This is a genomic window from Burkholderia sp. F1, from assembly GCF_050813845.1.
GTDB classification, from domain to species: Bacteria; Pseudomonadota; Gammaproteobacteria; order Burkholderiales; family Burkholderiaceae; genus Burkholderia; species Burkholderia ubonensis.
This window is the reverse complement of record NZ_CP172421.1, coordinates 1,814,526-1,826,278: the sequence shown is the minus strand read 5'-3', so window position 1 is coordinate 1,826,278 and position 11,753 is coordinate 1,814,526. Positions and strand designations below refer to the sequence as shown.

9 protein-coding genes are annotated in these 11,753 nt (G+C 70.3%); 2 read left to right on the top strand and 7 right to left on the bottom strand.

Annotation, left to right across the window (positions count from 1 at the left end; all coding sequences use genetic code 11):
- Positions 1 to 35: 35 nt before the first annotated feature.
- The 4 genes from ACFIMZ_RS08760 to ACFIMZ_RS08745 all read right to left on the bottom strand — a co-directional run bounded on the left by ACFIMZ_RS08760 (position 36) and on the right by ACFIMZ_RS08745 (position 6,838).
- Positions 36 to 938, bottom strand: a complete 903-nt coding sequence (locus tag ACFIMZ_RS08760; protein WP_431822273.1) for a hypothetical protein — start codon at positions 936 to 938, stop codon at positions 36 to 38.
- A 102-nt stretch (positions 939 to 1,040) separates the two neighbouring features.
- Positions 1,041 to 2,477 carry an efflux transporter outer membrane subunit gene (locus ACFIMZ_RS08755; protein WP_431822455.1) on the bottom strand — a complete coding sequence of 479 codons (1,437 nt, stop codon included), beginning with the start codon at positions 2,475 to 2,477 and terminating at the stop codon, positions 1,041 to 1,043.
- Positions 2,477 to 5,614 carry a multidrug efflux RND transporter permease subunit gene (locus ACFIMZ_RS08750; RefSeq protein WP_431822272.1) on the bottom strand — a complete coding sequence of 1,046 codons (3,138 nt, stop codon included), beginning with the start codon at positions 5,612 to 5,614 and terminating at the stop codon, positions 2,477 to 2,479. The genes ACFIMZ_RS08755 and ACFIMZ_RS08750 overlap by 1 nt, the downstream gene beginning before the upstream one ends.
- A 15-nt stretch (positions 5,615 to 5,629) precedes the next feature.
- Positions 5,630 to 6,838: a MexX/AxyX family multidrug efflux RND transporter periplasmic adaptor subunit gene (locus ACFIMZ_RS08745; RefSeq protein ID WP_431822271.1), complete on the bottom strand. Its 1,209-nt coding sequence runs from the start codon at positions 6,836 to 6,838 to the stop codon at positions 5,630 to 5,632.
- Between the two features lie 149 nt (positions 6,839 to 6,987).
- Between ACFIMZ_RS08745 and ACFIMZ_RS08740 the strand changes: the two genes are divergently transcribed.
- Together ACFIMZ_RS08740 and ACFIMZ_RS08735 are read left to right on the top strand one after the other, a co-directional pair.
- Positions 6,988 to 7,635, top strand: a complete 648-nt coding sequence (locus ACFIMZ_RS08740) for a TetR family transcriptional regulator (protein WP_431822270.1) — start codon at positions 6,988 to 6,990, stop codon at positions 7,633 to 7,635.
- 312 nt (positions 7,636 to 7,947) lie between these two features.
- Complete coding sequence (locus tag ACFIMZ_RS08735; protein WP_431822269.1) at positions 7,948 to 9,204, top strand: M23 family metallopeptidase; 1,257 nt, start codon at positions 7,948 to 7,950, stop codon at positions 9,202 to 9,204.
- 21 nt (positions 9,205 to 9,225) lie between these two features.
- On the opposite strand, the gene ACFIMZ_RS08730 is transcribed toward ACFIMZ_RS08735, so the two are convergent.
- The 3 genes from ACFIMZ_RS08730 to ACFIMZ_RS08720 all read right to left on the bottom strand — a co-directional run bounded on the left by ACFIMZ_RS08730 (position 9,226) and on the right by ACFIMZ_RS08720 (position 11,637).
- Positions 9,226 to 9,963, bottom strand: a complete 738-nt coding sequence (locus ACFIMZ_RS08730) for an amino acid ABC transporter permease (RefSeq protein WP_431822268.1) — start codon at positions 9,961 to 9,963, stop codon at positions 9,226 to 9,228.
- Positions 9,964 to 9,965: 2 nt separating this feature from the next.
- Positions 9,966 to 10,688: an amino acid ABC transporter permease gene (locus ACFIMZ_RS08725; protein WP_431822267.1), complete on the bottom strand. Its 723-nt coding sequence runs from the start codon at positions 10,686 to 10,688 to the stop codon at positions 9,966 to 9,968.
- A 133-nt stretch (positions 10,689 to 10,821) separates the two neighbouring features.
- Complete coding sequence (locus tag ACFIMZ_RS08720) at positions 10,822 to 11,637, bottom strand: ABC transporter substrate-binding protein (protein ID WP_431822266.1); 816 nt, start codon at positions 11,635 to 11,637, stop codon at positions 10,822 to 10,824.
- Between the last annotated feature and the right edge of the window lie 116 nt (positions 11,638 to 11,753).

Sequence of the window (11,753 nt, the reverse complement as noted above, 5' to 3'; positions counted from 1 at the left end):
GCGCGCGACCTGAAAAGCGGGAAGAAGGAAAGGAATCAGCGATCGTCCTGCACCGCGCGGCGCGCGGCCGGCGATGCAAGCAGGCGGGCGGCGTCGTGGCCGATGCCGGGCGCCTCGACGAGGCGCCAGTTGAACGTCCAGCCGCGTTGCCCGGCCACGGCCCGGGCGGCGCGAAAGGCATTGAGGCCGCGCGCGTAGCGGTTGGCCCCCTGCCCGTCCGCTTCGCTGCCGTGGACGAGGTGCTTGCCGCCGGTGTCGTGCGTGCCGAGCAACACGGTCACCGGTTGCGCGAGATACGCGCGCAGCGCGGCGTCCGCAGCGTCCCCGGCATGCGCCGCGCCGAGGCCGCCGAAGCCGAACGGCGCGGCGTCGGTCACGCTCGGCATCACCCACGTCGACGGATTCGCGATCACGATGCGCGCGACGCCGGGCGCGCCGTACGCGGCGACGCGATCGAGGAACTGCGCGCCCGCCGAATGGCCGAGCAGCACGACGCGGGGCGCGGCGATCCCCGACGCGCGCCGCGCCCAGTCAATGAGCGGCGCAACCAGCGCGCGGGGCTGGCGCGGGTCGCGCGACAACCCGTGCACGGCGCTTGCGCCGCCATATTGATAGGCATCGCGCGGAAAGCGCGTCGCATCGAACTGCGGCGCGACGACGATCGCGCAGAGGCGCTCGGCGAGCGGCATCGCGTGGTCGCGGTAGGCGGCGCCGTCGCGCTGCACGCCGTGGAATACGACGAGCAGCGTCGCCGGCGCGCAATGCGCGGGACGATAGGTGAAGACCGGCAGCGCGACGCCCGCGACGTTCGCCGTCGCGGCCGCCGCGCCGGGGGGAAGCGCCGCGGCGTCAGCCGCCTGCGCGTGCGCCGCCGGCCCCGCCGCGAGTGCGATGCCGGCGGCGAGCGCCGCTCCCAGCCGTGCTGGATCGATTGTCATGCGTGCCCCGCTCCGTCGTGCCGACCAGCGTATCCAACGCGCCGTCACGCCCCCGCGACGACAGCGCTCGCGTTACCGGATATGACGCGCGGAGCGACGCCGTCACGCGTCGGCTTCGGCCGGCGACCAGCCGCCGCCGAGCGCGCGATACAGCGTGATCGCGTTGCCGAGCCTGAGCTGCTTCAGCCGGATCAGCTCCTGCCCGGATTCGAACGTGCTGCGCTGCGCGTCGAGCAGTTCGAGATAGGTCGCGACGCCGCTGCCGTAGCGGCGCTCGGCGAGCTTCAGCCGCGCGCCGTCCGCTTCGTACACGGCCTGCTGCGCGGCGAGCTGCGCGTCGATCCAGTCGCGCACGGAAAATGCGTCCGCCACTTCGCGGAACGCGACCTGCACGCTCTTCTCGTATTCGGCGACCGCGATGTGCTTGCGCGCCGTCGCGACGTCGAGGTTCGCGCGATTGCGCCCGCCCGCGAAGATCGGCAGCGTGAGTCGCGGCGCGAATGTCCACACGCCGGTGCCGCTCGCGAACAGGCCCGAGAACGCGTCGCTGACCGAGCCGATGTCGGTCGTCAGCGTGATGCGCGGGAAGAACGCCGCGCGCGCCGCGCCGATCTGCGCGTTCGCGGCCTTCAGGCGCGCCTCGGCCTGCCGGATATCGGGCCGCCGTTCGAGCAGCGCGCTCGGCGCGCCCGGCGCGACGGGCGCGATCGCGAGCGTGTCGAGCGTCAGCCCGTCGCCGGGCGCCGCACGCGCGAAGTCGCCCGCGAGCAGCTGCAGCGCACGCACCGCCTGCGCATGTTCGCGCTGCAGCGCGGCCTGCGACGCGCGCGCGGCCGCCACCAGCATCTCGGCGGAGCGTAGTTCGATCGCATCGCTCGTGCCCGCCGCATAGCGGCGCTGGGTAAGCGACGCGATCCGCTCGCGCGCGTCGAGCGTGCGCTGCGCCAGTGCGAGCTGCTCGTGCAGCGAGCGCTCCGCCACATACGCGTTCGCGACTTCGGCAATCACGCCGATCCGCACCGTGCGCTGCGCTTCGGCGGTCGCGAAGTACTCGGCGAGCGCCGCGTCCGACAGGCTCTTCACGCGGCCGAACAGGTCGAGCTCGTAGGCGCTGATGCCGACGCCCGCGCGATACAGCCCGCTCACCGCGCTTTCGCGCACGACGGGGTCGTATACGCGCGTGCGCTCGTAGCCGAGGTTCGCGTCGATCGACGGCAGCCGGTCCGCGCGCTGCACGCCGTACAGCGCGCGCGCTTCCTCGACGCGGCCCGCCGCGACCCGCAGGTCGCGGTTGTTCGCGAGCGCCGCATCGATCCACGCCTGCAGCGCCGGATCGGTGAAATACGCGCGCCAGTCGTCGAGCAGCGCCGGGTCGGACGGCTGCGCGGCCGACGGCGCGCCGTCGGCCGGCGCATAGGTCGACGGCACCGGCGCCGCCGGGCGGTCGTAGCGCGGCGCGAGCGAGCAGCCCGCAAGCGCCAGCGCGGCGGCCAGCGCGACCTGAGCGCGCAGGCTTGCGCGCGCCTTCAGGCGAAACATCATGACGTTCCCTCCATCGTCGCCGGCTGCGCGCCGCCGCGGCGGCGCGCAGCGACGTTGAACAGCCGGCCGACGATCACGAAAAACAGCGGGACGAGGAACACCGCGAGCACGGTCGCCGAGATCACGCCGCCGAGCACGCCGGTGCCGATCGCCATCTGCGCGCCGGACGCCGCGCCCGACGCGAACGCGAGCGGCAGCACACCGACGCCGAACGCGAGCGACGTCATCACGATCGGTCGCAGCCGCAGCCGCGCGGCCTCGAGCGCCGCGTCGACGAGCGACATTCCCTGCGCGACGAGATCCTTCGCGACCTCGACGATCAGGATCGCGTTCTTCGCGGACAGCCCGATCGTCGCGATCAGCCCCACCTTGAAATAGATGTCGTTCGGCATCATCCGCAGCGTCACGCCGAGCACCGCGCCGATCACGCCGAGCGGCACGACCAGCATCACCGCGAACGGAATCGACCAGCTCTCGTATAGCGCCGCGAGCGCAAGGAACACGACGAGCACCGACAGCGCGAACAGCATCGGCGCCTGCGCGCCCGACAGCCGCTCCTCGAACGACTGCCCCGACCACGCGTAGCCGATGCCGGCCGGCAGCTCGCCCGCGATCCGCTCGATCGCGGCCATTGCCTCGCCGCTGCTGTGGCCGTGCGCGGCCGAGCCGTTGATCGTGAACGACGGGAAGCCGTTGTAGCGCGTGAGCTGCGGCGGGCCGAGCGTCCAGTGCAGCGTCGCGAACGCCGCGAGCGGCACCATCTCGCCGCGCGCGTTGCGCACGCGCAGCTTCTTCACGTCGTCCGGATCGAGCCGGTGGCGGCCGTCGGCCTGCACGATCACGCGCCGCACCTGCGTGCCGTGCATGAAGTCGCCGATATAGTCGGAGCCGAACATCACCGCGAGCGTCGTGTTGATCTCGTCCATCGACACGCCGAGCGCGGACGCCTTCGCGCGATCGATGTCGAGCTTGAGCTGCGGCGCGTCCTGCGTGCCCGCGAACATCAGGTCGGTGAGCGCCGGATGCTTGCCGCCTTCGGCGAGCAGCCGCTCGCGCGCGGCGACGAACCCCGCGTAGTCGAGCCCGCCGCGATTCTGCAGCCGGAAGTCGAAGCCGCTCGACGAGCCGAGGTCCGGCAGCGGCGGCGAATTCATCGCGAACACCGTCGTGTTCGGCGTCGCCGCGAAGCGCTCGTTGATGCGCGCGACGATCGCCTGCACCTGGTCGTGCGCGCTCTTGCGGTCCTTCCAGTTCTTCAGCGTCACGAAGATCATCCCGCCGTTCGACCCTTCGCCGTACAGGTTGTAGCCGCCGAGCGCGAACGTGTACGCGGCCGGCTCCTGCGTGCGCACGTAGGTCTCGACCTCGCGCACGCTCTGCATCGTTTCCGCGAGCGGCGTGCCCTGCGGCCGGATCACGATCACCTGGAAGTTGCCCTGGTCCTCGTCCGGCAGGAACGCGGTCGGCAGGCGCGTCAGCATCAGCGCGGCGACCGCGGTCAGCGCGCCGTACACGACGAGCCAGCGCACCGGCTTCTTCAGCACGCCGCCGACGCGCAGCGCATAGCGCTGCGTCGCGCGCGCGACGAAACGGTTGAACCAGCCGAAGAAGCCGCCCTTCTCGTGATGGCCGTCGGCGACCGGCTTGAGCAGCGTCGCGCACAGCGCGGGCGTCAGCGACAGCGCGAGGAACGCCGAGAAGCCGATCGACACCGCGAGCGACAGCGCGAACTGCCGGTAGATGTTGCCGACCGCGCCGCCGAAGAACGCCATCGGCACGAACACCGACGTCAGCACCACGGTGATGCCGACGATCGCGCCGCTGATCTGCGTCATCGCCTTGACGGTCGCCTCGTACGGCGCGAGCCGCTCCTCGACCATCAGCCGCTCGACGTTCTCGACGACGACGATCGCGTCGTCGACGAGGATGCCGATCGCGAGCACCATCCCGAACATCGTCAGCACGTTGATCGAGAAGCCCGCCGCGAACATCACGCCGAACGTGCCCGCGAGCGCGACCGGCACGACGAGTGTCGGGATCAGCGTCGCGCGCAGGTTCTGCATGAACAGGAACATCACGAGGAACACCAGCACGCCCGCCTCGATCAGCGTCGTGACGACCTTGTTCATCGACACGCGCACGAACGACGACGTCTCGTACGGAATCTGGTACTTGACGCCCGGCGGGAAGAACGCCGACAGCTCGTCCATCGTCGCGCGCACGCGCTTCTCGGTCGCCACGGCGTTCGAGCCCGGCGCGAGCTTGATGCCCATGCCGGTCGCGACCTTGCCGTTCACATACGACGGGTAGTTGTAGTCGTTGCCGCCGAACTCGATGCGCGCGACGTCGCGCAGGAACAGCGCCGAGCCGTCCGGCCGCGCGCGCAGCGCGATCGCGCCGAAATCGGCGGGCGTCTTCAGCGGCGCGTCGGCGAACACGGTCGCCGCGATCGGCGCGCTGTCCGGCACCGCGCTGCGGCCGATGTCGCCCACCGTCACGCGTGCGTTGTGCGCGCGCACGGCCGACGCGATGTCCGACGCGGTAAGCCCGTCGCCGGCCATCTTGACCGGGTCCGGCCAGATCCGCATCGCGTATTCCGAGCCCCAGAACTGCACCTTGCCGACGCCCTCGACGCGCCGCAGCGCCTGCACGACGTTCGCCGACGCGTATTCGCCGAGCTGCACGGCGTTCATCCGGCCGTCCTCGGACGTCAGCGACACGACGAGCTGGATGTTGTCGGCGGCCTTCTCGACCTGGATGCCGTCGCGCCGCACGGGCTCGGGCAGCCGCGCCTCGACCGTCTTCAGGCGGTTCTGCACCTCGACCGCGGCGAGATCGGCGTTCACGCCCTGCTTGAACGTCAGGTACAGCGACGCCATGCCGACGCTGCTCGTCGCGGACGTATACAACAGCCCGGGCGCGCCGTTCATCTCGCGCTCGATCAGCGCGGTCACCGATTCCTCGACGACCTGCGCGGACGCGCCCGGATAGGTGGCATAGATGCTGACGACGGGCGGCGCGATGTCCGGGTACTGCGCGACAGGCAGCGCGCGGATCGCGAACACGCCGCCCAGCATGATGAAGAGTGCGATCACCCACGCGAACACGGGGCGATCGATGAAGAAACGAGCCATGTTGATTCGAACCGGTCAGGTTTGGCGGGCGGTGGCGCCGGGAGCGGAGGCGGCCGCGGGTTGCCCCGCCTTGGCCGGCCCTGCCCGCTCGACGGGCTGCACCGCGGTATCGGGCGAAAATTGCGAAGCGTTGTCGACGATCACGCGCTCGCCGCCCTTCAGGCCGCGCGTGATGCGCCAGTCGCGGCCGCTCATCTGGTCGGCCGCGACCTCCACGTCCTTGACCTTGCCGTCGGCGCCGACCACCCGCACCGACGCGCGGTCGGCCGTGCGCAGCAGCGCGTCGCGCGGCACGAGGATCGCCTGGCGGTCGACCGCGTTGTCGAGCGCGATCTTCACGTAGGCGCCGGGCAGCAGCTCGCGGTCCGGATTCGGGAACAGCGCGCGCATCGCGACGGTGTCGGTGGTCGGATCGACCGCGAGATCGCGGAACAGCAGCTTGCCCTTCAGCGGATACGCGGTGCCGTCCGGACGCAGCAGCGTCACGGCGATGTCCTGCTGCGCGATCCCCGTCGCGCGGCCGCTCGTCACCGCGCGGCGCAGCGCGTCGACGTCCGCGGCCGGCTGCGAGAAGTTCACGTAGATCGGATCGAGCTGCTCGACGGTCGTGAGCGGCGTCGCCTCGTTCTGGCCGACCAGCGCGCCCTCGGTGACGAGCGCGCGCCGCGCGCGGCCCGCGATCGGCGCGGTGACGGTCGCGTAGTCGAGCTGGAGCTGCGCGCGCGCGAGCTCGGCCTTCGCCGACGCGACCTCGGCCTTCGCCTGCGCGTCGGCGGCAACCGCCTCGGTGTGGTCACGCTCGCTGACCGCGCGGTCGCGCACGAGATCGTCGTAGCGGCGGCGCTTGTCGGTCGCCGCGAGCGACGCGGCCTGCGCCTTCGCGAGCGTGCCCTGCGCCGCGTCGCGCGCGGCCTTCAGCGGCGCGGGATCGATGCGGAACAGGACCGCGCCCTGCTTCACCTCCTGCCCTTCCTCGTAGGTGCGCGCGGTGACGATGCCCGCGACCCGCGCGCGCACTTCCGCCTGCCGGTAGGCCTCGAGCCGGCCCGGCAGTTCGACGGAAAGCGGCATCGCGGTCGGCCGCACGGTCACCACCGTTGCGCGCTGCGCGGTCTCCGGCGCGGCGTCGCGCTCGCCCTTTCCGCAGCCGGCGACGGCCAGCGCGGCCGCCAGCGCGAACGGCGCCAGCCGGCGGCGCGTCAGGGAGCGATTGTTGTTCTTCATATGGACCTCGGATCGTGCGCCGCCAGTAAAATGCGGCGGCTCAGGGTGACCGATTATAATCAGTCATGACTGATTAAATACACGCTGCTTTAAATTTACCGCCACATTGTCTCAATAAAGCGACAGCAAAACGTAAGGAATCTCGCAACATGGCCCGCAAGACCCGGGAAGAATCTCTTGCCATCAAGCACCGGATCCTCGATGCCGCCGAACTCGTGCTGCTCGAGAAAGGCGTCGCGCAAACCGCGATGGCGGACCTCGCGGAGGCCGCCGGCATGTCCCGGGGCGCCGTCTACGGCCACTATAAAAACAAGATGGAGGTCTGCGTCGCGATGTGCGACCGCGCGTTCGCGCGCACGTCCGAGGGCTTCGAGGCCGGCGACGGGCAGCCCGCGCTCGACACGCTGCGGCGCGCCGCGTCGCACTACCTGGAGCAATGCGGCGAGCCGGGCTCGATGCAACGCGTGCTCGTGATCCTGTATACGAAGTGCGAGCAGAGCGAGGAGAACGGCGCGCTGCTGCGGCGCCGCCTGCTGCTCGAGCTGCAGATGCTGCGGATCACGAAGGCGCTGCTGCGCCGCGCGGCCGCGGGCGGCGAAGTCGCGGCCGAGCTCGACGTGCATCTCGCGGCCGTCTACCTCGTGTCGCTGCTCGAAGGCGTGTTCGCGTCGATGATCTGGACCAACCGCCTGCGCGGCAATCTGTGGAACGACGCCGAGGCGATCCTCGACGCCGGCTTCGACGCGGTGCGCACGTCCGCCGCGCTCCTGCGCCGCGCGCAAAAATTGCCGGAATGAGGTTCGGATACGCAAAAAACACCGGAGTTATCCCGATTTTCCGCTCTGCGAAACAATAATTCCGACCCTGTTTAAAATTTTCTGCATTTTGCGGAACATCGGTAGACTGACGCTGTCATCTTTCTTTAGCGTCTTCGTGATAACCGGGTCCTGACCCGGCAATCGCGCCGCCGTTCGAAGCGGGTTGCTTCCCGCGCTGTTGGGTCGGACGGAAACGACACGGGCCCCTGACGGGGCCTGTTTTGTTGCACGCCCGCCATCCCTCCTGTCGGCGGCCCGAGCCCACACCCTTCCCTCGAACCGTTTCCCTGGATGTGGACACCCTTGGTCAAGTCTGCCGCAATCCCTGATTCTTCCGCGCCGCGTCCCGCGCGCACGTGGCAGCTCGTGCGCGCAATGCTGCCGGCCGCCGTGCTCGGCGCCCTCGCCACGCTCGGCCTCGCCGTCACGCTGCCGGCCGTCTCGCAATTGCCGGGCGCCGTCGACACCGGTGCGGCCGCGACGCCGCTGCGCGTGCTGTCGGACACCCCGTTTCCCAGCGCGCAGCATTTCATCACGAACGAGATCGTCCAGACGATCGGCGAGCGCAACGCGCAACCGGGCCTGTTCGCGCCGCTCAGCGCGCACCGCAACGACATGCTCGGCTATGCGAACCTGTTCACGCTCGCGCAGCCCGAGCCCGAGCACGGGCTGCGCGCCGGCAATATCGAACTGACGCTGTCCGATACGCTGAACCGTCTCGACCTGCCGCCGGAAGTGCGGATCCAGCTCGGCGACATCGTCAGCGGCAAGGTGCCGATGCGCGAAAGCGCGCATCGCGGCGACTACTACCGCCTCGCGTTCGACACGACCCAGGGCGCGCCCCGCCTCACCGCGCTCGAGCTGCGCGTCGCGGGCCGCACGTTCGGCGCGCTCTGGTTCAAGCCGCCGGGCGCCGACAAGGGCGCGTACTACACGCTCGACGGCGCACCGCTCGAAGCCGCCGCGTTCACGATGCCCGTCAAGTGGACCCGCATCAGCTCGTTCTTCGGCGAGCGCGTCCATCCGCTGTCGCAGGCGATGGCGTTCCACACCGGCGTCGATCTCGCCGCGCCGTCCGGCACGCGCGTCGAGGCGGCGGCCGACGGCACCGTGTCGTTCGTCGGCACCGATCCGGGCGGCTACGGCCGCTACGTGATCGTCGATCACGCCGACGGCTATTCGACCTACTACGCGCACCTGTCCGCGTTCGCGCACGGACTGAAGGTCGGCGAGCGGGTCAGGCAGGGCGAGCGCATCGGGTCGGTCGGCATGACCGGCGCGGCGACGGGCCCGCACCTGCACTTCGAGGTGCGGGTCGCCGACCAGCCGGTCGACCCGCTCGTCACGCTTGCCGAAGCGCAGACGGGCCTGTCCGACATGCAGCGCACCGCGTTCCGCCAGGAAGCCGCGCAATGGCGCTTCCGCCTCGCGTCGATCAACACCGCGCCGTTCGCGTTCGCGCAGACCGACGGCCCGCTGTGGGGCGACTTCGCCAGCGACAAATCGACGCTGCGCGCGGTCTTCAACACGCACTACACCGCGTCCTGACGCGCACGGCGCCCGCTGGCGTCAACGCGTCGCGCCGCGCGCCGGCTGCGCGCGCGCGGCCGTCGTGCGCGCGTTGCGTTCCGCGCGCGGACGACGCGACAGCAGCCAGCGCGCGGCGCCGTCGAGCGACGTGCACAGCACAAGGTAGATCGCGGCGACGAACAGGAAGATCGGCGCCGGGTACACCATCAGCCGGTTGTTCACCTGCGTCGCGACGAACGACAGCTCCGGCACACCGACGATGTACGCGAGCGACGTGTCCTTCACGAGCGACACCCACTGGTTCACGAACGACGGCGTCATGATGCGGATCGCCTGCGGCAGCAGCACGTAGCGCACCGTCTGCCAGCGCGTGAGGCCGAGCGACAGCCCTGCCTGCCATTGGCCCGCGCCGGCCGCGACGATCCCCGCATGCACCGCGTGCGCGAGATACGCGCCGCCGATCAGCGCGAGCGCGCACACGACCGTCGCCAGCCCCGGCACGTCGGTGTGCAGCAGCATCGGCATCAGGAAATACGTCCAGAAGATCAGCATCAGCACCGGAATCGCGCGAAAAAAGCCGATGAACGCGAGCAGCAGCACGCGCGTCCAGCCGCGCGCGAGCGCCATCGCGACGCCGAGCGCGACGCCCAGCACCGCCGACGCGCACGCGGACGCGATCGCGAGCACCAGCGACAGCGCGGCGCCGCCGAGCGGCCCGTCCGGGAACGCGCCGACGAGCAGGTACGGAAGATTGCTGGCGAACAGCGAGAATTCCATCGTCAATGTCCCGCCCCTAGCCGGTCGCGCCATTGCGCGGCCGCATACGCGACCGCCTCGATCGCGGCCGCCGCGGCGACGTACAGCACGGTCGCGACGCCGAACGCGGCGAAGGTCTTGAAGGTCTCGGTCTCGACCTGCCGCGACGCATACGACAGCTCGGCGACGCCGATCGCCATCGCCAGCGACGAGTTCTTCACGAGATTCATGGTCTGCCCGAACAGCGGCGGCAACGCGATGCGCACCGCCTGCGGCAGGATCACGTAGCGCAGCGCCTGCAGCGGCGTGAGGCCGAGCGCCGCGGCCGCGTCGCGCTGCGCGAGCGGCACGCCGCGCAGGCCGGCCTCGCACTCCTCCGCGACGAACGCGGCCGTATACGCGCTCAGCCCGACCCAGCCGGCGACGAACTCGAACGACGGCCACGCGAGCGTGAACGGGCCCGCATGCCATGCATGGCCCGCGTTCAGCCACGCGACCCAGGTCTCGGGCAGCAGCGACGCGACGCCGAAGTACCAGAACAGCAGTTGCACGAGCAGCGGCGTGTTGCGGAACGTGACGACGTAGCCCGCCACCGCGGCGCGCAGCACCCGGTGGCGCGTATGTCGCAGGATCGACAGCGCAAGACCGCCGACGATCGCGGCGACGGCCGACGCGGCCGACAGGCCGAGCGTCAGCAGGAAGCCCTGGCAGAGCCAGGACAGGTATTTGGGAGCCAACCCGAGCATGCGTGTGGCGCGAACGCGTAGCGCCCGCGATCGGAAGTCAACGAAATGCGCCGCAATACACCACCATGCGCGCGCCGGTCGGCCCGGCGGCGCATCGCGGCGCGCGTGTCTGTCGTGTCGTGTCGCCGCGCGCTCAGGTCTTGTCGCCGATGCGGAAGATGCGCGTGAGCGGCGTCTTCGTCGACGGCCCGAACCACGCGTCGTAGATCTGCGTCGCACGACCGCTCGTCTCGAGCCCCTTCAGCGTGTCGTTGACGAAGCCGAGCAGGCGCGTCTCGCCCTTCGGCACGCCGACGCCCATGTAGTCGTTCGAGATCGTGAACGCCGGAATCTCGTAGTTCTGCTTGTCCGGCACGTTCGCGAGCAGGCCGATCAGCTTCGGCCCGTCCTGCGTGATCGCCTGCACGTTGCCGGCGCGCAGCGCGGCGAACGCGAACGGCGTGTCGTCGTACGCGACGATCGTCGCCTTCGGGTACTTGTCGCGCAGCGTGATCTCGTTCGTCGTGCCCTTGTCCGCGCCGACCCGCAGCCCGTTCAGCTGCTCGGCGGACTTCAGCACGCCCTTCTTCGCGAGGAACTGCTGGCCCGACGAGAAATACGGAATGCTGAAATCGACCTGCTTCGCGCGCTCGTCGGTGATCGTGAAGTTCGCGAGCACGAGGTCGACCTTGCCGGATGTCAGGAACGGAATGCGGTTCGCCGGATTCGTCGGCTGCAGCTGCAGCTTCACGCCGAGCTTGTCGGCGAGCGCTTTCGCGTAGTCGACGTCGAGGCCGACGATGTGGTTGGTCTTCGCGTCGACGAAGCCGAACGGCGGGTTGCTGTCGAACGTCGCGACGCGCAGCACGCCGGCCTTCTTGATGTCGTCGAGGCGGTCCGCGTGCGCGGCGGTGCCGGCGGTGACGAGCGCAGCCCCGACGAGCCAGGCGGCGAGAGTGTGGATTTTCATGAGCACGACCGGATTGTTATGAGGGCCGCCGCGGATCGCGCGGCGGCCCGGTTCGAGGAGGTTCGCGACGAAGGTGCCCGTCGCGAAGCCGCTAACGTATCAGCGCACGCGGCGAT